The 21,864-nt window shown below is 48.4% G+C and carries 22 protein-coding genes; 4 read left to right on the top strand and 18 right to left on the bottom strand.

All coding sequences use genetic code 11. The features are described 5' to 3' along the window. Nucleotides 1–6: 6 nt before the first annotated feature. From lipA to MMOL_RS11395, 10 genes are all read right to left on the bottom strand, one after another. Nucleotides 7–969 carry a lipoyl synthase gene (gene lipA / locus MMOL_RS11440; RefSeq protein ID WP_015833199.1) on the bottom strand — a complete coding sequence of 321 codons (963 nt, stop codon included), beginning with the start codon at nucleotides 967–969 and terminating at the stop codon, nucleotides 7–9. After that, on the bottom strand, nucleotides 950–1,600 hold the full coding sequence (lipB, locus tag MMOL_RS11435; RefSeq protein WP_015833198.1) for a lipoyl(octanoyl) transferase LipB: 651 nt from the start codon (nucleotides 1,598–1,600) through the stop codon (nucleotides 950–952). The genes lipA and lipB overlap by 20 nt, the downstream gene beginning before the upstream one ends. 18 nt (nucleotides 1,601–1,618) lie before the next feature. Next, nucleotides 1,619–1,900 (bottom strand): HP0495 family protein, encoded by a 282-nt coding sequence (locus MMOL_RS11430; RefSeq protein ID WP_015833197.1) that lies wholly within the window; start codon nucleotides 1,898–1,900, stop codon nucleotides 1,619–1,621. 11 nt (nucleotides 1,901–1,911) lie between these two features. After that, nucleotides 1,912–3,090 carry a D-alanyl-D-alanine carboxypeptidase family protein gene (locus MMOL_RS11425; RefSeq protein WP_015833196.1) on the bottom strand — a complete coding sequence of 393 codons (1,179 nt, stop codon included), beginning with the start codon at nucleotides 3,088–3,090 and terminating at the stop codon, nucleotides 1,912–1,914. Between the two features lie 19 nt (nucleotides 3,091–3,109). After that, nucleotides 3,110–4,072, bottom strand: a complete 963-nt coding sequence (locus MMOL_RS11420; RefSeq protein WP_015833195.1) for a septal ring lytic transglycosylase RlpA family protein — start codon at nucleotides 4,070–4,072, stop codon at nucleotides 3,110–3,112. 26 nt (nucleotides 4,073–4,098) lie between these two features. Next, nucleotides 4,099–5,193, bottom strand: a complete 1,095-nt coding sequence (gene rodA / locus MMOL_RS11415; RefSeq protein WP_015833194.1) for a rod shape-determining protein RodA — start codon at nucleotides 5,191–5,193, stop codon at nucleotides 4,099–4,101. Then, nucleotides 5,186–7,120, bottom strand: coding sequence for a penicillin-binding protein 2 (gene mrdA, locus MMOL_RS11410; RefSeq protein WP_015833193.1), 1,935 nt, complete (start codon nucleotides 7,118–7,120; stop codon nucleotides 5,186–5,188). Before mrdA ends, rodA begins: the two co-directional genes overlap by 8 nt. A gap of 7 nt (nucleotides 7,121–7,127) precedes the next feature. Beyond that, nucleotides 7,128–7,604, bottom strand: a complete 477-nt coding sequence (gene mreD / locus MMOL_RS11405; RefSeq protein WP_015833192.1) for a rod shape-determining protein MreD — start codon at nucleotides 7,602–7,604, stop codon at nucleotides 7,128–7,130. After that, entirely contained in the window at nucleotides 7,591–8,730 is a 1,140-nt protein-coding gene (mreC, locus tag MMOL_RS11400; protein ID WP_015833191.1) for a rod shape-determining protein MreC, read from the bottom strand. Before mreC ends, mreD begins: the two co-directional genes overlap by 14 nt. Before the next feature lie 258 nt (nucleotides 8,731–8,988). After that, complete coding sequence (locus MMOL_RS11395; protein WP_015833190.1) at nucleotides 8,989–10,032, bottom strand: rod shape-determining protein; 1,044 nt, start codon at nucleotides 10,030–10,032, stop codon at nucleotides 8,989–8,991. Between the two features lie 310 nt (nucleotides 10,033–10,342). Here MMOL_RS11395 and gatC point away from each other — a divergent pair, with 310 nt between their 5' ends. Genes gatC through gatB form a run of 3 tightly spaced genes read left to right on the top strand, consistent with a single transcriptional unit; the run spans nucleotide 10,343 to nucleotide 13,598 of the window. After that, nucleotides 10,343–10,657 carry an Asp-tRNA(Asn)/Glu-tRNA(Gln) amidotransferase subunit GatC gene (gene gatC, locus MMOL_RS11390; RefSeq protein ID WP_015833189.1) on the top strand — a complete coding sequence of 105 codons (315 nt, stop codon included), beginning with the start codon at nucleotides 10,343–10,345 and terminating at the stop codon, nucleotides 10,655–10,657. Nucleotides 10,658–10,665: 8 nt separating this feature from the next. Continuing rightward, entirely contained in the window at nucleotides 10,666–12,150 is a 1,485-nt protein-coding gene (gatA, locus tag MMOL_RS11385; RefSeq protein ID WP_015833188.1) for an Asp-tRNA(Asn)/Glu-tRNA(Gln) amidotransferase subunit GatA, read from the top strand. Then, nucleotides 12,150–13,598: an Asp-tRNA(Asn)/Glu-tRNA(Gln) amidotransferase subunit GatB gene (gene gatB, locus MMOL_RS11380; protein WP_015833187.1), complete on the top strand. Its 1,449-nt coding sequence runs from the start codon at nucleotides 12,150–12,152 to the stop codon at nucleotides 13,596–13,598. The genes gatA and gatB overlap by 1 nt, the downstream gene beginning before the upstream one ends. Before the next feature lie 179 nt (nucleotides 13,599–13,777). Here gatB and MMOL_RS11375 read toward each other — a convergent pair whose 3' ends face one another. Next, nucleotides 13,778–14,461, bottom strand: coding sequence for a DUF4124 domain-containing protein (locus tag MMOL_RS11375; protein ID WP_238524381.1), 684 nt, complete (start codon nucleotides 14,459–14,461; stop codon nucleotides 13,778–13,780). A 101-nt stretch (nucleotides 14,462–14,562) separates the two neighbouring features. Next, entirely contained in the window at nucleotides 14,563–15,216 is a 654-nt protein-coding gene (pyrE, locus tag MMOL_RS11370; protein ID WP_015833185.1) for an orotate phosphoribosyltransferase, read from the bottom strand. A 32-nt stretch (nucleotides 15,217–15,248) separates the two neighbouring features. Between pyrE and MMOL_RS11365 the strand changes: the two genes are divergently transcribed. Further along, nucleotides 15,249–16,019: an exodeoxyribonuclease III gene (locus MMOL_RS11365; protein WP_015833184.1), complete on the top strand. Its 771-nt coding sequence runs from the start codon at nucleotides 15,249–15,251 to the stop codon at nucleotides 16,017–16,019. Between the two features lie 4 nt (nucleotides 16,020–16,023). On the opposite strand, the gene MMOL_RS11360 is transcribed toward MMOL_RS11365, so the two are convergent. The 6 genes from MMOL_RS11360 to prfA all read right to left on the bottom strand — a co-directional run bounded on the left by MMOL_RS11360 (nucleotide 16,024) and on the right by prfA (nucleotide 21,838). Beyond that, nucleotides 16,024–17,358, bottom strand: coding sequence for an AmpG family muropeptide MFS transporter (locus MMOL_RS11360; RefSeq protein WP_015833183.1), 1,335 nt, complete (start codon nucleotides 17,356–17,358; stop codon nucleotides 16,024–16,026). A gap of 45 nt (nucleotides 17,359–17,403) precedes the next feature. Then, complete coding sequence (gene metW, locus MMOL_RS11355; RefSeq protein ID WP_015833182.1) at nucleotides 17,404–18,021, bottom strand: methionine biosynthesis protein MetW; 618 nt, start codon at nucleotides 18,019–18,021, stop codon at nucleotides 17,404–17,406. Further along, entirely contained in the window at nucleotides 18,011–19,153 is a 1,143-nt protein-coding gene (gene metX, locus MMOL_RS11350) for a homoserine O-succinyltransferase MetX (protein WP_015833181.1), read from the bottom strand. Before metX ends, metW begins: the two co-directional genes overlap by 11 nt. Nucleotides 19,154–19,201: 48 nt before the next feature. After that, the gene (locus tag MMOL_RS11345) at nucleotides 19,202–19,675 is read right to left on the bottom strand and encodes a BLUF domain-containing protein (RefSeq protein WP_148207870.1); all 474 of its coding nucleotides are present in this window, start codon (nucleotides 19,673–19,675) and stop codon (nucleotides 19,202–19,204) included. 159 nt (nucleotides 19,676–19,834) lie between these two features. After that, the gene (gene prmC, locus MMOL_RS11340; protein ID WP_015833179.1) at nucleotides 19,835–20,713 is read right to left on the bottom strand and encodes a peptide chain release factor N(5)-glutamine methyltransferase; all 879 of its coding nucleotides are present in this window, start codon (nucleotides 20,711–20,713) and stop codon (nucleotides 19,835–19,837) included. A 42-nt stretch (nucleotides 20,714–20,755) separates the two neighbouring features. Then, nucleotides 20,756–21,838, bottom strand: a complete 1,083-nt coding sequence (gene prfA / locus MMOL_RS11335) for a peptide chain release factor 1 (protein ID WP_015833178.1) — start codon at nucleotides 21,836–21,838, stop codon at nucleotides 20,756–20,758. Nucleotides 21,839–21,864: the final 26 nt, after the last annotated feature.

Below are 21,864 nucleotides of genomic sequence, written 5' to 3'. Positions count from 1 at the left end.
CCATCGTTAAGTGATCACTTGATGGGCTTGTGCGTCAGCATGATAGCTACTTCTTACCATGGGGCCACTGGCGGTATTATTAAAGCCCATCATGTCAGCTTTTTGTTTTAAAGTTTCAAAAGTTTGTGGTTCTACGTAGCGCATCACCGGTAAATGGTGCACGCTAGGCTGCAGATACTGCCCCAATGTCAGCATGCTGACATTGTGCGCGCGCAAATCCTGCATCACCGCTAAAATTTCTTCGTCCGTCTCGCCTAGGCCTAACATCAGGCCGGATTTAGTCGGCACATGCGGGTACATTTCACCAAACACTTTTAATAGGTTTAACGAATTTTGGTAGTCCGAGCCTGGTCTTGCCTGTTTATACAGCCTAGGGATGGTTTCCAGATTATGGTTCATCACATCAGGCGGGGCTTTACGCAGAATTTCCATTGCAACATCTAGGCGGCCACGGAAGTCCGGCACTAAAATTTCAATGCGGATATTGGGTGAGTGCTTGCGTACCGCTTGAATGCAGTCAACAAAATGCTGAGCGCCACCATCCAGTAGGTCGTCACGGTCTACACTGGTAATGACTACATAGTTTAAGCGCATCTGCGCAATGGTTCTTGCAAGATTTTCCGGTTCATTGGGGTCTGGTGGCAGCGGTTTGCCGTGCGCTACATCGCAGAATGGGCAACGGCGTGTGCAAATGTCACCCAAAATCATAAAGGTGGCCGTGCCGCCGCTAAAGCATTCGCCGATATTAGGACAGCTGGCTTCTTCGCATACAGTATGCAGGTTGTTTTCACGTAGTACACGTTTAATTTCCTGATAGCGCTCGCCATCAGGCACCTTCATGCGTATCCAGTCTGGCTTGCGCTGCACTGGCTGCGGAATAATTTTAATCGGGATGCGCGAGGTTTTGGCTGCGTCGATTTCTTTCACGCCAGCCACTTTAGGTGCTCTGTTAGGAGGTAGGTTCGTCATGCAAATGCTCTAGTTTGCTGGCAAGCATGGTTACAAGTTGCTCACCAATGGTTTGTATATTGGCATCAATGCCGAGGTCTTTGGTTTGTGTCACTGCCAGCCCTTTGTAGCCACAGGGGTCAATCGCGCTAAATGGGCTTAAATCCATGTCTATATTCAGGCTGAGGCCGTGATAGCAGCAGTTGTTCTTTACTCGTAAGCCTAATGAGGCAATTTTTGCCTCTTGCGTGTTGCCTACACTTACATACACACCCGGTGCATCCGCTTTTGCTACTGCGCTTACCTGATATTGCGCAAGTAATTCTATCACTGTCTGCTCCAGCAGGCTGACCAAACTGCGTATATTAAGATGGCGTTTGGATAAGTCTAACAATACGTAAATGATGACTTGGCCTGGCCCATGATAGGTGATTTTGCCACCGCGATCTGTATTTACTACGGCGATATCATGGCGCGATGGCGGTGCAACCTGTTTGCGGTTAAGCCCAAGCGTGTAAACCGGCGTATGCTCGGTGAGCCATATCTCATCTGCGGACTCAGGCGTGCGTGCTGCGGTGAACTGCTGCATCGCCTCACAAGTGGCTTCAAATGAGGTGATGCCTAGATTTCTAACAATAATATTGGTTAGCATCACAAGCTGATGCGCATCTTAAAGCGTATATTTCACTAAAGGATGCGCTGTTAATAAGCGATAAACATCATCAAGCTGTGCTTGTGAGTCCACATCCACCGAACAGGTCAGGCTGATGTATTTGCCATTGCTGCTCGCTCGCATTTCCACCTGCTCAGCACTAAAGCTAGGCACGATGGTTTGAATCAGGCCAATAATCGTCGTCGTGAATATGTCTTGCGTTTCCCCCATCACTTTGATGGGGAAGTTGCATGGAAACTCGATAAGTGGCGGTGTGGTTTGTGGGTCAATATCGGTCATCGTGATCACACTTATTGCATCAGTAGTTTAATAGAGTCCCAAGCGCGGCCGAATAAGCCAGCAGTCGCAACGGATCTGTCCGCCACCAATGCGCGCTCGCTAATGGTTTTGCCATTGAGTACAAATTTAACTTGCCCAATCACCTGACCTTTTTTGATCGGGGCGATTAGTGGCTGAGTACTTGAAGCAATTGCCTTTACATTGGCGTATTCACCTTTAGGCAGGGTCAGGTACAGGTCATTCGCGGTGGTGGAGTTGATTTCATTGACTTCACCTTTCCACACTTTAAGCTTGCTCACCGGTTTGTTTTGTTTGTATACCAAAGCAGAGTCAAAGAATTGGAAACCGTAGTTCAATAATTTTTGGCTCTCGGTAGCGCGTGCAGTATCGGTCGGTGCGCCCAATATCACAGAGATATAGCGCGTGTTGTCGCGTTTTGCGGTTGAAATCAAGCAATAACCTGCAGATTCAGTATGGCCGGTTTTCATGCCGTCTACATTCGGGTCCAGCCATAACAGGCGGTTACGGTTAGGCTGCTTGATGTTGTTGTAAGCATATTCCTTTACTGAATATAAGCGTTTATATTCTTCTGGGAAGTCGCGAATCAGTGCCATCGCCAAGGTCGCTAAATCTTCAGCGGTAGTGTAGTGCTGTGGGTCTGGCAAGCCGGTAGCGTTCATGTAGTGGGTATTCTTCATGCCTAGGCGTTCTGCTTCTTTGTTCATCATTTGTGCAAATAGTGGCTCAGAACTGGCAATGCCTTCGGCCAGCGTAATCGACGCATCGTTGCCAGACACGATAATCATGCCGTGTAGCAACTCATCCACCGTGGCTGGTTTGTTTGGTTCAATAAACATTTTTGAACCTTCGGTTTTCCAGGCATGCTCGCTCACCGGCAGGGTTTGGTTCAGTTGCAAGTGGCCATTTTTCACGGCTTTAAATGCAAGATAAGCGGTCATGATTTTAGTGAGAGACGCAGGCTCCACGCGCATGCTGGCATTGTTTTGCGCAATCACATAGCCGTTGTTAAAATCTTTAAGTAAATAGGCTTTCACCGCTAGGCTAGGTGGCGGTGCGATTTGCGCGGCACCGGCATGTGCCAAGTTGGTGAAAGAGGTGGCAACTAGGCTGATTGCTAGTGTAGTTGCGCTGATAATGCGAGTGAAAACGTTTGTTTTGATGATATGCATGAGATTCTAAAGTGTAGCTTTACTGATTGGTAACAATTGCGGAAATGTTGAGTTGATTACGTACTTTGTTTGCATGAAGGTCAGCCTCTTTCCTATTGACGAAAGGGCCTAATCTAACGCGATGTAAACCATTATTATACACGCTAGTTACGGCCACATCGCCTGCAAGGTCGAGGTCAAGAATTTTCTTTTGTAGCAGCTCGCCATTAGCCTCATTCTTAAAAGCGCCGGCTTGCACATAGTAGCTAGGCGTGCGTACTTCGTTGCTGGTGCTTGATTCTGAAACTAACGGCTTGGCTGTACTGCTTACGTTAATTGGCTCCGGGGTTGGAGTTTTGTTGATATTGGTTAGTTCCGCTTTGGCTACAGTAATGTTTGCCGTGTTTTTTAATGCTTCTGGGCTGGTGTCAATCGCGGTGACTTCCACCGTACCGCTGCCGTTAGCCACTAGGCCTAATTTGTGGGCGGCTGCGTAGGATAAATCAATTAATCGATCACTCTTGAATGGGCCACGGTCATTCACGCGCACAATCACAGCTTTGCCATTGGCTGGGTTGACGACCTTAGCAAAGCTAGGAATCGGTAAGGTGGTGTGTGCGGCGGACATGCCGTACATATCGTACACTTCGCCGCTAGAGGTTTTGCGGCCGTGGTAGCGTTTGCCATACCAGGAGGCGACACCCTGTTTGCTGTAAGGCGCGTAGCTGGTCATTGGCACGTATTTTTTCCCTAAAGCCTGATACGGCTTATTACTGCTGACCAAAGGTTTTTCGGTTTTAAGCTGTGCATCCGGGATGCTGTCAAAATCAATGCCGGAGCTGTCACCAGGGCCGTCATCCAGATAATAGCCGCCGCCTTTTCCGCTGGCACTATTGGATGGTTTGCTTTTAGTGTTGCTAGACTCTGGCTTGGTGCTGGTGCCAGCGCAGGCGGTCAGTAATGCCATGCATAAGATGATAAAGCTCTTTTGGAAAGTAGCCATGAATGTCTCCTCAGTGCTGCAGCTTACTAGGTTGCAACGAGTTTTTTATGGGAGTGTATACTCATCAAAATACCAAACCCCAGATACAGTGTCACCAGTGAGGTGCCGCCGTAGCTAATGAGGGGTAATGGTACACCAACCACGGGCAAAATGCCGCTTACCATGCCCATGTTGACGAATGCGTACGAGAAAAAATTCAGCGTGATACTGCCCGCTAACAATCTTGAAAACGTGTTTTGCGCCTGCGAGGCAATCACCAGGCCACGCGCAATAATCAGGCTAAATAAAGCGAGCAGTAACATATTGCCCAAGAAGCCGAATTCTTCGCTGAATACTGCAAAAATAAAATCGGTGGTGCGCTCAGGTAAAAAGTCTAGCTGTGTTTGGGTGCCATTGAGCCAGCCTTTGCCTGCGCTGCCGCCGGAGCCGATGGCGATAATGGCCTGTATCGTATGGTAGCCCGCGCCTAGTGGATCTTGGGTGGGGTCGAACAATATTTCAATGCGCTTTCTTTGGTAGTCATGCAATAACGACCAAAATACCGGCATTAATGCCAGTAATGAGGCTGATGCGACTAATAAAAAGCGCCAGCTTAAGCCGGCAAGAAATAACACATAGAAACCTGAGGATGCGATTAATAATGATGTGCCTAAGTCTGGCTGTTTCATAATCAGTGCTACAGGAAAAGCGAGTAATAAGCTGCCAATGACAAAGTTACTAGCGCTGGACTTCCCCTCTCTGCTGGCAAAATACCAGGCGAGCATCATCGGTACTGCAATCCGCATCAGTTCTGATGGCTGTATTTGCATAAAGCCTAGGTTTAACCATCTGCGCGCGCCGTGACTAATGGTGCCGAAGAGTGCCACGGCAATCAACAGCAATAGGCCGAGGATATACAGTGGCCGCGCTGCACGCTCCAAGTTAAGCGGTGAAATATTGGCAGCTAACCACATCACGCCCAGTGCTGCTAACACGTTGATGCCTTGTGCGTAGATACGCGAAAAGTCTTGGCCAGAAGCGCTATACAGAACGAACAGGCTTAATAGCAATGCAAAAAATAGACAAGCCATGAGAAATGAATCTAAGTGCTTGAATAAGAATTGAAATAATTTGCTAATCATGTGGCTCTTCCTCAGGGATGGTTGCCGTGCCCGTGGCGCCTGCAGGCACAGGAGCAGCTACTGCCGAGGGCTCAATGGCTGGTGTTTTCCCTAGTAAATAATAATCCATGACTTTTCTTGCAATCGGCCCAGCGGTGGAGCCACCATGTCGGCCATTTTCTACGATAACGGCTACAGCGATGGTAGGGTCTTCGGCTGGGGCAAAGGCAATAAACAAGGCATGGTCGAGATGGCGCTCATTCATGCCATGCTCGTTGTATTTTTCATTTTGCTTGATGCCAATCACTTGTGCGGTACCTGTTTTGGCCGCGATGGAGTAAGGTGCATTTGCACCCACGCTTGCCGCGGTGCCGCCTGGCAAGGTCACGTCCACCATGCCACGTTTTACAATCGCCATATTTTCCGGATTAAGCTCAATGCGGTCTTGCACGACGGTTGGAACATCCGTTTGCTTGCCGGTTAGACTGTTCTGGATTTTAGTGACTAAATGCGGCTTCATCGCCACCCCATTGTTGGCCAGAATAGCCGTTGCTTGAGCCAATTGTAGCGGTGTGACCAAAGTATAGCCTTGACCAATACCCACAATGACGGTTTCACCAGGGAACCACGGCTGCTTGTAGCGACGTTTTTTCCATTCAGGTGTAGGCAGCAGGCCACCAATTTCGCCTTTGATGTCTAAGTCTGATTTTCTGCCAAAGCCAAAGTGGCTGACAAAAGAAGTGAGCCTCTCAATACCCAGTTCCATGGCCAACCCGTAAAAGAAAGTGTCACAGGATACGGTAATGGCTTTTTGCATATCCACCATGCCGTGCCCGCTTGGTTTCCAGTCGCGATAGCGGTGGCTGCTGCCGGCCAGGGTGAAGAATCCACCATCCTGAATCGAGAATGGTGGGGTGCGTTTGCCTGCTTCTAGCCCGGCTAGCGCCACAAATGGCTTAAACGTAGAGCCCGGCGGGTAAATGCCGCGTAGTGGTCGGTTGATTAAAGGTTTATCTAGGGACTCGTTGAGCAGTTTCCAGTTTTCGCTATCAATGCCGTCTACAAACAGGTTGGGGTTGAATGTAGGCTGGCTGACATAGCTTAATACCTCGCCAGTTTTGGGGTTGATTGCGACCAATGCGCCGCGTCTTTCGCCAAAAGCAGTTTCTGCGATTTCCTGCAGCTTGCTGTCTGCCGATAAAATCAGATTGTCACCGGGGATAGGTGCGTTGCTGGAGAGTACCCGCACCGCGTGCCCGTCTGCGTCAATCTCCACTTGCTGAAATCCGGTTACTCCGTGCAGCTGCCGTTCATAAAACTGCTCTAGCCCACTTTTACCAATGTGGTCTGAGCCTTTGTAGTTGGAGTAAACACCATCATTTTTCAGATTTTCGATGTCCTTATCGTTAATGCGCCCAATATAACCCACCATGTGTGAGCCCAATTTTCCCAGGGGATAGTGCCTGAACAGGCGTGATTTAATCTCAACGCCGGGGAAGCGGTAGTGGTTTACTGCGAACTTGGCAGCTTCAATCTCGTTAAGATGGGTGCGGATAGGGGCACTTTCAAAGCTATGGCTTTGCTCTCTAAATTTCTTAAAGCGCTTTTTATCCTGTGAGCTGACTTCAATCAACTGCCCCAGTTCAGCAATGGTGCTGTCTAGGTTTTTTACTTTAGATGGTGTGATCTCTAAGGTGTAGACAAAGAAATTATGCGCCAGTACCACGCCATTTTTATCTAAAATCAACCCCCGATTAGGGATGGTCGGCACTAGTGAAATGCGGTTGTTTTCAGCCAGTGTTTGGTAATGGTCGTAATGCAGAATCTGCAGATAATAAAAGCGGAACGCCAGCAGCGTAAATAGGCAGAGTACAACTAAGCCGGCCACCCCTAGGCGTAGCCGGAAATAATATTGCTCATGAATATAATTTTTGAGTTCAGCAACCATGCTTACATCACTTGCGGGAAGGTCTGCTGGTATTTAAGCCAAGCGCAACGGCGGCCTGCCACAAGATAACGCCGGTGAGGCTGGGTAGGAAATAAGTCCAACCTAATACATCGTTACCGGAGAATATTTTAACGGTGAGTAAAGTCACTTGTGAAATAAGCAGTAATAACAACACATAAACCAATTGCTGTGTATTGCTGAATAACACCAAGCGACGCTGGTAGATAACAGCGACGAAAGTGGTGATGGTATAAGCCAGTGCATATTGGCCAAAAACGCCACCGGTTGCTAGGTCAACCCATAGGCCGATAAACCATGCGGTGCCGATGTTACATTTGTTAGGTGCGCGCAAAATCCAGAAGATGATGACTAATAGTACAAAATCCGGGCGCAGTTTGAGCGCGCTGCCTGACCAAGGCAATAGTACGCATACAAATGCCACTAGCAGTGAAAGGTAAATGGTTTGTAACTTAGTCTTGTGCATGGGGTTTGTGGCTGGTGCTAGGTTCAGTTGCTACAGCTGGCTGTTTATGTTGAGTTGCTTCTGCTGAGGTGGCCGGCGCCGAAGTCGCTGCGGCTTGCACTGCTGGCGCCGTAGGCGTGTTAGTTACCGGAGCATTTGCTGGTACTTTGTTTGTCGGTGTTTTAGCTGCACCTGCTAGTGCTTGGCTTGCTTCAGGCTTGGTGGTTTTTGCGGCTATGTCATTGTTGTTTGCACGCTGGCTGGCCGCACTGGTGTTGGCAACGCTGTCAGGCTGCGAGATGCTGACAATGAGCACTTGCTTATGATTTTCAATACCACCAGTCGGCACGCAGACGATTCTTGCAAACGGCGAGTCTGCGCTGGTTTGGATGTCTGTCACGGTGGCGACTGCCAGCCCCTTGGGGTAAACGCCGTCAATGCCGGATGTCACTAGCTTGTCACCGGGTTTGATATCTACGTTGGCAGGTAGAAATGGCAAGTCTAGCGTGTTATCGCGGCCATGGCCAAACGCAATGGCACGCAAGCCATTGCGCTCAATCTGGATGGGGATGGTCAGTGATTTGTCCGTAATCAGGGTGACTTCGCTGCTGGCTGGATAAGTGCGCGTTACTTGACCGATTATCCCTTTGGCATCTACCACGGCTGCGCCATCTACCACCTGATGGTTGCTGCCGCGATTGACGACGATTTTCTTGGTAAAAGGGTCGCGTCCTACATGCAGAATTTCGCCAAGCTGGCTGTATTCTTCTAGTGATTGATTGGCAGCTAATAGTTGACGCAGATTGGTATTCTCCAGCGTCAGTGTTTTCATTTTCTGCAGCGAAATCGCCTGCACCAGTGCCTGCTTGCGCAGATATTGATTTTCATTGAGTAAACGGTGATGGGTAGAAAAATACTCGTTGGTTGAGTCGTAAAGCATAGAAGGTGCATTTGCAATAAATTGCAATGGTTGCAATACCACCATTAAGTGCTCACGCGCGGTACCCAGATATTGCAGGCGTGAGTCTGTCGCCATTAATGTCAATGATAGCGCAGAGAAAAACGCCAGACGTGCCAGTGGGCTAGGGCCGCGCGCAAAAAAAGCTGGGGCTTGCTGTTGATCCAGATTTTGATGATAACCGGCCATTGTGAGTACGTTCTGATTCCAAACTTTAATGCTGTTAATTAAGACATAGGCCGTAATAATACGGCCTATTAGGTGCTGCGAGTAAATCTCTTGTCAATCTCAAGACTAAATTTTAACTAGACCTGAAAGCGCTAAACGCCTTGAGAAAATTCAATGCTGTAAGTGAAAGCGAGATTATGCTTGTACTTTAGCTGCTTTTACTGGATAGCTGTTCTTATCTAAGTCTAGTATTTGTCTAGGTCTAGTATTTGCGTGTGATTACTCGTAAGCGAAGATGCTGCCTAGTCTGTCCATTTCCTCTAGGGCGCGACCGCAACCGCGTGCCACGCAGGTAAGCGGATCTTCTGCCACAATCACTGGCAAGCCGGTTTCTTCAATCAGCAGACGGTCTAAATCGCGCAATAGTGCGCCGCCGCCAGTCAGTACCATGCCTTTTTCTGCAATGTCGGCACCCAGTTCTGGTGGGGTCTGCTCTAGAGCTGATTTTACTGCGCCTACGATGGCATTTAGTGGCTCGGTGAGTGCTTCCAGAATTTCATTGCTGGAAATGGTGAATTTACGTGGCAAGCCTTCTGCCAGGTTGCGGCCGGTAACTTCCATTTCTAGCACGGTTGAGCCTGGGAAGGCAGAACCGATTTTTTTCTTAATTGCTTCCGCTGTTGGCTCAGAAATTTGCATGCCGTAATTGCGGCGGATGTAATCAATAATGGCTTGGTCGAATTTATCACCGCCTACGCGCTCTGACTTAGCGTATACGATGCCGCCTAGTGAAATGACGCCTACCTCTGTGGTGCCGCCGCCGATATCCACCACCATAGAGCCGGTAGCTTCTGATACTGGCATGTCGGCGCCGATCGCTGCTGCCATTGGCTCTTCAATCAGGAACACCTGTTTAGCACCGGCGCGCTCTGCAGATTCTTTAATTGCACGGCGCTCAACTTGGGTAGAACCTACCGGTACGCAAATAATAATGCGTGGGCTAGGTGCAAACCAACGTGAATCGTGCACGCGGCGGATAAAGTATTTGAGCATTTGCTCAGTGATGGTGAAATCTGCAATCACGCCGTCTTTCATCGGGCGAATCGCTTGAATATTGGCAGGTGCACGGCCTAGCATGCCTTTTGCCTCAGCACCAACGGCTAGAAGGATTTTTTTGCCGTTAGGGCCACCCTCTAGACGAATCGCGACCACGGATGGTTCGTCTAGAACGATGCCTTTGCCGCGTGAGTAAATGAGGGTGTTTGCTGTGCCTAAGTCGATGGCAAGATCGTTTGAGAAATAACTACTTATAGTGCCTAACATTATGTTTTTCCTGTGGTGTGGTGCTGGTTTAGTGCTGCGTGCTTGGTTAATCCTGAGGCAATCCTCAGTTAATCGTAGATGGCGCGATTAAGGTACACGAAAAATCAGGTTATAATACCGTATATCTTGTTGAAAATTAAGATGCATTGGAAAAATTAAGGTGCACCGGGGTTAATTTCACACAAGTCGCGCTTGGATGAAGACTGCCGGGTTAAGCACTTGTTCCTTGAATTTACAAACAATAGATTAAAAAGGTAAGTTTGCTGCAAACTTATCAAATTTCAACTAACCATTTCGGATTGTTAGAAGCATGGCACTGAGTACTGATGATATAAAAAAAATAGCGCATCTTGCCCGCTTGGAAGTAAGCGATAGTGATGCTGCGGCAACGTTGTCAAAACTGACTGGCATATTGGGCCTGATCGAGCAAATGCAGGCAGTGGATACTGCGGGGATTGAGCCTATGTCGCATTCACAAGACGTGGTGCAACGTTTACGTGACGATGTGGTGACCAAAACCAATCAGCGTGAATCTTTCCAAAAAATTTCGCCAGTGCTGGGCAATGGTTCGGCAGAGCTTGCTGTGGACAGCGGCCTGTATCTTGTACCTAAAGTAATCGAGTAATCGCAATCATGATCAACAGTAGCTTAAAAACATTAGCCCAAATGTTGGCTAATAAAGAAATTTCTAGCGTAGAGCTGACGCAAACTTTTTTAAACCGCATTGACGCACTGAATCCAGCCATCAATGCCTATATTGCTTTAGACCAGGATAAAACCCTAGCGCAGGCGAAGGCGGCGGATGTGCGCATTGCCGCTGGCAACGCAACACCGTTGACTGGTATCCCGATTGCACAAAAAGATATTTTTTGTGCGGTAGGCTGGAAAACCACGTGCGGCTCAAAAATGCTGGAAAACTTTATCGCGCCTTATGACGCACATGTGATTACGCAGTTTGACCAAGCGGGTGCGGTGAACTTGGGTAAAACCAATATGGACGAGTTCGCGATGGGTTCATCCAATGAAACCAGCTACTTTGGCGGCGTAAAAAACCCTTGGGATTTCAGCCGTGTGCCTGGCGGCAGTAGCGGCGGCAGTGCGGCGGCAGTAGCGGCACGCTTATGTGCGGCGGCTACCGGTACCGATACTGGTGGTTCAATTCGTCAACCAGCCTCACTGTGTGGCTTTACCGGTTTAAAACCAACTTACGGCGTGGTATCACGTTACGGCATGATTGCTTTTGCTTCCAGCCTGGACCAAGCTGGGCCGATGGCGAAGTCTGCTGAAGACTGCGCATTGATGATGAACGTGATGGCAGGCTTTGACGAGCGCGATTCCACCAGCTTGAATCGCGAAAAAGAAGATTACACGCGTGATTTGAATAAGCCTTTGCAAGGTTTACGTATCGGCTTGCCGAAAGAGTTCTTTGCCGAAGGTTTGGATGCGGGCGTGGGTAAGGTAATTGAAGATGCCATTGCCGAGTATAAAAAACTAGGCGCTGAAATTGTAGAGATTTCACTGCCGAATACTGGCTTATCTATTCCGGTTTACTACGTATTGGCACCGGCTGAGGCGTCTAGTAACTTATCTCGCTACGATGGTGTGCGTTATGGGCACCGTGCTTCTGAATATACCGATTTGATGGATATGTACTGTAAGAGCCGTGCTGAAGGTTTTGGTGCTGAGGTCAAGCGTCGTATCTTAATCGGTACCTATGTGTTGAGCGCAGGCTACTACGATGCGTATTACCTGAAAGCGCAGCAGATTCGTCGTTTAATCGCACAAGACTTCGAGGAAGCTTTCAAAAAATGTGATGTGATTATGGGGCCAGCGGCACCATCCACTGCATTTAAAGCAGGTGAGAAGGTAGATGACCCTGTGGCGATGTATCTGCAAGATATTTACACCATTTCCACCAACTTAGCAGGCTTGCCAGGTATGAGTGTGCCGGCTGGTTTCAGCACTAGTGCTGATGGTAAAGCCTTGCCTGTAGGTTTGCAGATTATCGGTAATTATTTTGATGAGGCACGTATGTTAAACGTGGCGCATCAGTATCAGCAAGTGACAGATTGGCATGCGGCTATGCCGGAGCTTGATGTATTGGAAGGGTCTAAGTAATGGAATGGGAAGTCGTTATTGGGTTAGAAACACATACCCAGTTAAAAACAAATACTAAAATTTTCTCAGGTGCTTCCACCACTTATGGCGCCGAGCCTAACACACAGGCGTGTGAAGTGAGCATTGCCTTGCCTGGTGTGTTGCCAGTATTGAATAAAGAAGCAGTGAATTGTGCGATTAAGTTCGGTCTGGCAATACATGCTGACATCGCACCGCGTTCTGTATTTGCGCGTAAAAACTACTTCTACCCGGATTTACCTAAAGGTTACCAAATCAGCCAGTATGAGTTACCGGTGGTGGGTAAAGGCGCGGTCACCATACAAGTGCCGGCAGTAGGCAAAAACGCTGCTTATGAAAAGGCAATTAATATCACGCGTGCACATTTGGAAGAAGATGCGGGTAAATCTGTGCATGGCGCGGTAGAGGGCATGAGCGGTATCGACTTAAACCGTGCTGGTACACCTTTGCTGGAAATTGTGACCGAGCCTGATATGCGCTCGGCAGCAGAAGCGGTAGCTTATGCCAAAAAACTGCATGAGTTGGTGCAATGGATAGGTATTTGCGACGGCAATATGCAGGAAGGCAGCTTCAGATGCGATGTGAACGTTTCTGTGCGCCCAAAAGGCACTGAAAAGTTGGGCACGCGCCGTGAAATTAAAAATCTGAACTCATTCAAGTTCATGCAGCAGGCGATTGAGTATGAAACGCGCTGGCAGATTGAAACGCTGGAAGATGGCGGCACCATTCAGCAGGCTACTGTACTGTTTAACCCGGATACCGGTGAAACGCGCGCCATGCGTAGCAAAGAAGAAGCGAATGACTATCGCTACTTCCCGGATCCTGATTTATTACCATTAGAAATTACCGAAGCAGATAAGGCACGCATACAGGCAGAAATGCCAGAGCTGCCAGAGGCGATGAAGGCCAGATTTGAAAGTCAGTTTGGCTTAACTAGCTACGATGCGGCTACACTCACGGCAGACCGCGCACTAGCGGATTACTTCGTGGCGGTAGTGAATGCCGGTGCCGAAGCCAAACCAGCCGCTAACTGGGTGATGGGTGCGATTTCTGCTAAGTTGAATGCAGAAGAAAAATCCTTGGCAGCATCACCTGTGGGTGCGGAGAGCTTGGCGGCGCTGATTAAACGCATCACGGATAACACTATTTCTAATAACGCGGCTAAACAAGTGTTTGAAGCCATGTGGAATGGTGAGGGTGAAGTGGATGCCATTATCGAAGCCAAAGGCCTCAAGCAAGTTTCGGATACTGGTGCGATTGAGGCCATTATCGACGAAGTGTTAGCGGCCAATGCGGCTATGGTAGAAGAGTTCAAGGCAGGCAAAGAAAAGGCATTTAATGCTTTAGTCGGCCAAGCGATGAAGGCTTCTAAAGGCAAAGCCAACCCGGCACAGGTAAATGAGGTATTGAAGCGCAAGCTAGGTGCTTAGTTAGGCTTGATTTGCGGTACTGGCAATAAAAAAATCCTGCGGTTAACTACCGCAGGATTTTTTGTTTATAGGACATACACGGCGTAACCGCGTTAGTTATTTGAACTAATTGTTTAGGCTAGCTTTGGTAACAGTTTGGCTAGTTGCTTGCGAAAGTGCTTACTGATTTCGCAGCGCATTTACTGCGCTTGCCCTGCGGGCTCACTTTTTAGCAAGGTATAGCGCTTCTTGTCCTCCTCAAATCGCTTGCGTGTCTCGCTAATGGCAGCATTTTTATCTTCGATGTTTTTATCCAAGCGGCTGATTTGTGTCTGCTCATCGGCAATGTCAGCTTTCAGATCTTTAGGCACTGTTTTCTTTTTTTGCTCCAAGGTCGCTGCCGTGGCTTTTTTGCTATCCAAGCTCTTTTGATGCGTGGCTCGCTCTTGCTTTAGGTTATCTAAGGCAATTTTATCCAGTTGAATATTGCGCTCTAAGGCTAAATCAATCTCACCCACATTGGTAAATGCGCCTAGCAGTGCTTTGTCTTTCTTGGCTTGCTCGGTTTTGGCTTGCTCTAGTTTGCTAAGTTCATCAGCATTGCCTTTGTTCGGCACGTTGTGTTTAACTGTGATGCCTTGACGGTTAATCTGCGAGTTTTCCCGGTTGTTGTATTGGCTAGGCATGTTGTCACCATAGTGGGTGACGCCATTTTCGTCCTTCCATTTCAGAATCTTGCCGCTACCTTCTGCCTTTGCGTATTGTGCTGTGCATAGCAGTAAGCCCAGTGCGTAAACACTGTACATTACAAACTTTTGGATAGGTAGTGTGGCCGCTTGGCTGGGTTGTTGTGTTTTAGGTTGCTGTCTTAACAATTTCTGCATTTTGTTTGCAATCACCTTTCGCGGCCACATTTAAGTCTGGTTTAATTGAGCTTAGTTTACTAAATCTTGCTCGACTTAACCTTGATTGACCAAGCCTTAAATTAAATCACGCCATATTTTTGTCGATATGCCTCGACCGCATGCAAGTTCTGCGCCATCTCGGTTTTATCGTTTAAATAGGCCAACAAATCGTTTAAATTAGCAATGGCACATACCGGTATTTTGTTGCTATTAATCACTTCCTGCACTGCTGAAAGCTCGCCCAAACCTTTCTCTTGCCGGTCGATAGCAATCGCTACACCACAAGCGGTGGCGCCGCTGGCATTGATCAATTCAACAGATTCACGCACTGAGGTGCCTGCTGAAATCACATCGTCGATGATGAGAACTCGCCCCTTGAGTGGGCTGCCTACAATCACGCCGCCTTCTCCGTGGTCTTTTGCCTCTTTGCGGTTGTAGGCATAGGGTACATTGTGACCATCTTTGGCAAGTGCAATGGCAATACTTGCCGCTAACGTAATGCCTTTGTAAGCTGGGCCAAATAACATGTCGAACGCAATACCTGAGTTTTTAATTGCTTGCGCGTAGAACTCACCCAGTTTCATCAGGCTTTCGCCATCGTTAAACAAGCCGGCGTTGAAAAAGTAAGGGCTTAATCTGCCGGCTTTGGTTTTAAATTCACCGAATTTTAAAACCTCTTTTTGGATTGCAAATGCGATAAAATCTTGCCTGAATTGATCGAGTGGTTGGGTCATGATAGTTTCTGTTAATTATTTGGAATAAAGTTTTGAAGATTATATCGTTAAATTTAAATGGCATCCGTTCTGCAACCAACAAAGGTTTGTATGCGTGGTTAAAAAACCAAGATGCGGACGTGATCTGCATGCAGGAACTCAAGGCGCAAGCTGGCGATATGACGGAGCAAATGCTGAATCCGGAAGGTTATTATGGCTATTTCCATTATGCGGAAAAAAAAGGCTATAGCGGCGTTGGCATCTACTCAAAAACTAAAGCTGACAGTGTGATTGAAGGCTTAGGTATAGAAGATATTGATAGTGAGGGGCGTTATCTGGAAGCCAGGTTTGGCAATCTGAGTGTGGTGTCACTGTACTTGCCCTCAGGCTCTAGCGGTGAAGAGCGTCAGGCATTCAAGTTCAGCGTGATGGAGCGCTTTATGCCACAACTACATGCGTTGGTACAAAGTGGGCGTGATGTAGTGATTTGCGGTGACTGGAATATTGCACACAAAGAGGCTGATCTGAAAAACTGGAAAGGTAACCGCAAGAACTCAGGTTTTCTGCCTGAAGAGCGCGCATGGTTGACTCAGTTGTTTGACGACATGGGTTGGGTAGATGTTTATCGCACCTTGTATCCGGATACGACAGATGCCTGTTACACATGGTGGAGTAATCGCGGTCAGGCATGGGCTAATAATGTAGGTTGGCGTATTGATTACCAGATTGCGACACCAGCTTTCGCTGCCAAAGCGGTATCAACCAGCGTATATAAAGATGAGCGCTTTAGTGATCATGCGCCTTTAATCATAGACTATGCTTAAAAACCTATGCGTCGGCTTGCAGTTCTTTTGCGGTTTCATGCCAGGGCGCAATTTTTAGCAGTAACAGCATGCCGGGGATGGCGATGATAAAGCAGAGTATGAAAAAGTCGCGCCAGCCCATGCTTTCCACCATATAGCCGGTTGCTGCATTGGCAAATGTACGCGGCACTGCGGCCAAACTGGTAAACAGCGCAAACTGGGTGGCGGTGTAAAGTGGATGAGTGGTTTTGGCAATGTAGGCAACAAATGCAGCGGTGCCCAGCCCTACTCCCAGCGCTTCTACACCGATGACCATGCCAAGCCATAGCAATCGCTCTTGAAGGCTGAAACTGGTGCCAAATATATCCAACTCAAGGGTGGCACTGAATGCCGCGGGGTTGCTTGCAGCGTCTGCCAGCCATGCAAAGCCCAAAATGGCCAGCATTTGTACCGCGCCAAAAACCCATAATGATTTATTGATACCCAGCCTGATCATCCACAGCCCGCCAATCAGGCCACCTAGCACGCTTGGCCATAGCCCTGCATTTTTAGCGATTAAACCAATTTCGGTTTTGCTGTAGCCCATGTCTAAATAAAACGGCGTAGCGAGCGCGGTGGTCATGCTATCGCCAAGTTTATAAAGGAAGATGAAAGCCAAAATGAACAGTGCTGATTTTAAGCCGTTGCGTTGGATAAACTCTTTAAACGGCTCAACAATCGCCGCGCGCAAAGTTTTTGGTGCGCCATATTTTAATGCTGGTTCTGACACCAGTAGCGTCATCACTAGGCCTGGCAGCATAAATAGTGCGGTAATAGTAAATACGCTGCTCCACGGCATATGGTCTGCCAGTATCAGTGACAGCGAGCCCGGAACCAGACCTGCAATCTTATAGGCGTTGACATGAACCGCATTGCCTAAGCCTAGCTCTGCATCAATCAAGAGCTCGCGGCGGTAGGCGTCCAGCACGATATCCTGACATGCGCTAAAGAAAGCCACGACTGTGGCTAGATAGGCAATGCTCCATATATCAAACTTGGGGCTAAACGCACCAAATGCTGGAATAGACAGCAGCAATAACACTTGCCATACCACCAGCCAGCCGCGGCGGCGCCCTAGCGGTGGCGTGAAGCGGTCAAATAGCGGCGCCCACAAAAACTTCCAGGTAAATGGTAGGCTGATTAACGCAAATAGGCCTATCGATTTTAGGTCTACCCCTTCAGAGCGTAGCCATGCCGGCAGTAGGCTGATTAAAATAAATAGTGGCAGCCCAGAGCTAAAGCCGGTAAATACGCAGATGAGCATCTTTTTGCTCATCAGTGATTGGCGGATGGTAGGCTGGGCAGCGTTTTGCAATGACATTACTAGGGTTTCAATGACCTGAGTTCTAGATTATTTGGGCTTAAACTACTTGGATTTTAGACGGTACATGGCGAGGCTACCCAGTAGGTTGGGCATGAAGTTCACTTCTTTGCCGTCGGTAATGACGCGGCGTTCAAGTATCTCAATGCCGTGCTGCTGGCAGAAGTAATCAAAGTCGTTAATCGTGCATAAGTGCACGTTAGGTGTGTCATACCATTGGTACGGTAGTGCTTTTGAAACTGGCATGCGCCCTGCTGTGATTTGCATGCGGTTGCGCCAATAGCCGAAGTTGGGGAAAGTGACGATGATTTCTTTACCCACGCGCAGCATTTCCAGCACAATTTCTTCTGTATTGTGCATGGCTTGCAGGGTTTGTGACAGTATCACGGTGTTGAATGACTGGTCTTCAAAGCCTGATAAACCGTCTTCCAGGTCCATTTGAATCACGTTGATACCGTTTTTAACGCAGGCGATGAGGTTGGTATCGTCTTTTTCTACGCCATAGCCTTTAATTTCTAATGAGCTGCGTAAAAATTGTAATAACTCACCATCGCCGCAACCTAAATCCAGCACTTTTGTCCCAAACTTCACCCAGTTTGCAATAATTGCAAAATCTTGGCGGTACTCGGTGACATTTTTTGTAATATTTACATTATTTTGCATGGTTACCACCAACTTCAATGTTGCTTAAATAGGTACGTAAGATAGCGTGGTAATGTTTATCTGGCATTAAGAATGCATCATGACCATGAGCTGCCGTAACTTCTGCATAGCTGACTGTGCTTTCGTTATCAAGCAGCGCTTTTACGATTTCGCGTGAGCGCGCAGGTGAGAAGCGCCAGTCGCTGGTGAATGACAGCACTAGAAATTTAGCTTGAGTTTGGCTGAGTGCTTTGCTTAGATCGCCGCCATAGGCCAGCGCAGGATCGTAGTAATCTAAGGCTCGTGTCATGCGCAAGTAAGTGTTCGCATCAAATTCACCGGCAAACTTATCGCCTTGGTAGCGTAGGTAAGATTCCATTTCAAACTCAACGTTAAAGCCGTATTTGATGTCGTCTTTCAGTTTGCGACCGAACTTTTCACCCATTGCGTCATCGCTTAAATAGGTGATGTGGCCCAGCATGCGCGCGATGCGTAGGCCACGGCGTGGTACCACGCCGTGCTCGTAGTAGTCACCACCGTGAAACTCAGGGTCTGTGATAATAGCTTGACGTGCCACTTCGTTAAACGCGATGTTTTGCGCGGTAAGATTAGGTGCTGAGGCAATGACCAAGGCGTGACGTACACGATCCGGATAGGCGATAGTCCATTGCAGTGCCTGCATGCCGCCAAGGCTGCCGCCGATGACTGCAGCTAGTTGCGTAATCCCAAGTTGGTCTAACAGGCGTGCTTGCGAGTTTACCCAGTCTTCAACTGTTACGATGGGGAAAGCAGAGCCCCATGGTTTGTCTGTGGCAGGGTTGATGCTAACCGGGCCAGAACTGCCGTGACAGCCGCCTAGGTTGTTGACGCCAATCACAAAAAATTTATTGGTATCCAGCGGCTTGCCGGGACCCACTAAGTTGTCCCACCAGCCTGGGTATTTGTCTTGTTCTGAATACTTGCCTGCCACATGGTGTGTGCCTGATAACGCGTGGCAAATTAGCACCGCGTTGGACTTATCGGCATTTAAGGTGCCGTAGGTTTCGTAGACAAGATTGAATTGCGCTAGCACTGCGCCGCTTTTAAGAGTGAGCGGCTCGCTAAAGTGTGCGGTTTGTGGGGCAACAATGCCGATAGAGTTATTTTCAGACATAGTTTGATTATACTATGCCGCACTGCAAAAGTTTATGCTGCTAACGCGCTATATCCCGATGTGTATAAATTTTTGTTGTGTCAGGTCATGGCGATGCCATGCCCCGTTCTTAAAAGCCTCTATCAGTTGGCGCGCCCGCCCTGCTGCCATGCCGTTAAATCCAGGGTGGTCTTGGTCAAGGTAATCGGTCAAGCCGGTGAATGATGCCATTTCCTCACGTGTGACATGTTCATAGCTCATGGTCCATTCAGTAAAACTACGCTGCGTGATGGGCTCTCTAATCAGCTTCACTACATGGTGGTTGCGTTTGTCCAGGCAGATTTTTTCGTATAGGGCATCTACAGTGAGCTCTTCGCCTTCTAGCACCTGAAAAAAGCAATCATCCATATACAGCAGCATGCCGGTGATGCCGTGGCGCTGATTGCAATTTCGTGCTGAATCCAGCAGTGATAGCAATTCATCGTGCGTCATCGGGTGTGTTGCAACGCTGGTGTAGGCTAATAAGATAAGTCGATCAGTCATGGGTTTAATATGCATTGATGATGAAAGGTGCTTACTGTTTCAGACATTTTCTTAGCGTATTTGTTCAGGCGCGGGTGTGTGCACGAGGGGTGCGTTGCTAGTGTAATTTTTTTGTTAGCTGTTGATTGGCATTGCTGTCATGCGCTAACTGTGATGATTTCAGTCCCAGTGAGTGCTCACTATTAGTGGGTTTTTGCCTATAGTGACGCGGTCATTCGCTCCTAGGTCTTTGATGGTCTCGATATCAACTAAGCCGCTTTCTGCCATAAGGTCTGCCACCAAATGCGCTTGATTGTAGCCGTGCTCCAGCATCAGCCAGCCTTGTGGTTGCAGGTGGATTAAGCTGTGCGCGATGATTTCACGTATATCATCCAAGCCATCCACACCAGAAGCTAGCGCCGAGATAGGCTCAAACCTTAAATCCCCTTGGCCTAGGTGCGGGTCGTGCTGCTCAATATAGGGCGGATTACTGATAATGAGGTTAAATCTTTCACTTTCTACCGCCGAAAACCAGTGGCTTAAGCTGAAGCGTACCTGCGTTAAACCTAGTTGCTGTGCGTTGTGTTCAGCTATATGCAGTGCGCCTTGAGATGCGTCAACTGCCGTCACTTGTGTGTGTGGACGGTGTTGGGCGATTGCTAGTGCCACTGCGCCCGTGCCGGTGCCTAAGTCCAGGATTGTGTAGTCTGTATCAGTGGGGATTTTTGCTAAGGCGGCCTCTACCAATGTTTCTGTATCTGGCCTTGGAATTAGGGTGTCTGGGCTAACCTTGAGGTTGAGCCCGTAAAACTCGCGGTAACCTAATATGTAAGCAACAGGTTCACCTGCAAGGCGGCGTGTTAGCAAAGTCTCAAAGTCTGCGCTTACACTGGCTGGCAGCACATCTTGCTCGTGTGCCAGCAGCCAGGAGCGTTTTACCTTGAGTGCGCTCTGCAGCAGCAGTTGTGCCTCGAATTTTGCATCGTTAGCCTCTAGTGCTAAGTGCTGAATTAGGCGCTGTTGGGCTACTAGCCATGTGCTGCGTACAGATTGTGTCAATTAATGGTCTTTGAGAGGTTTTCTATGGCTAGCTATCTGGGGCTAGTTATCTTCACCCAAGCTTGCGAGCAAGTCTGCCTGATGCTCTGCTGCCAGTGCGCCGATCAGTTCGTCCATATCGCCTTCGGTAATGGCATCAATTTTATATAGAGTAAGATTGATACGGTGATCGGTAATGCGGCCTTGTGGGTAGTTGTAAGTACGAATACGCTCTGAGCGGTCGCCACTACCAATCAGGCTTTTACGTTCACTGGCAATTTTGCTTTGCTGTTCGTCCACTTGCTTGGCTTTGATGCGTGCGGCAAGTACGGCAAAGGCTTGCGCCTTGTTGGCGTGCTGGCTACGACCTTCTTGGCACTCTACCACGATGCCGGTAGGTGCATGGGTGAGGCGTACAGCGGAGTCGGTCTTGTTAATGTGCTGACCACCGGCACCTGAAGCACGGAAAGTGTCGATACGCACGTCGGCTGGGTTGATGACCACATCAGAAACCTCATCTGCTTCTGGCAAGATCGCCACGGTACAGGCGCTGGTATGGATGCGGCCCTGGGTTTCCGTATCCGGTACGCGTTGTACGCGATGACCGCCGCTCTCGAATTTGAGTTTTGAATACGCGCCATAACCTTCAATTTTGGCGATGATTTCTTTGTAGCCACCCATTTCGCCTTCGTTGGCTGACATCACTTCAACTTTCCAGCCTTGGCGCTCTGCATAGCGAGAGTACATGCGATATAAATCACCGGCAAATAAGCCAGACTCATCACCGCCGGTGCCAGCACGGATTTCTAAAAAGATGTTTTTGTCGTCATTCGGGTCTTTTGGCAGCAACAGGGTTTGCAGTGCAGCTTCAATCGCTTCAAGTTTGGCTTTGCCTGCTTCAATTTCTTCCTGTGCAAACGCTTTCATCTCCGGGTCGTTAAGCATGGTTTGTGCTTCGTTGATGTCGGCTTCGGTCTGCTCAAATGCACGGTATTGCTCTACGATAGGCGTAATTTCTGCATGTTCGCGCGTTAGTTTGCGGTAATTGTCCATGTTGTCAGTGATGCCCTCACTGCTCATTAAACGGTCAATTTCATCTAAACGCTCGCTTAAATTAGCGAGCTTGGTAATCATGCTTGGTTTCATTGTTTGTTTCTCAAGGTTTATTGCTT

It is taken from the genome of Methylotenera mobilis JLW8 (genome assembly GCF_000023705.1).
Classification (GTDB): domain Bacteria; phylum Pseudomonadota; class Gammaproteobacteria; order Burkholderiales; family Methylophilaceae; genus Methylotenera; species Methylotenera mobilis.
Note: the sequence above shows the minus strand (reverse complement) of the source record. Positions and strands in the feature narration are given on the sequence as shown.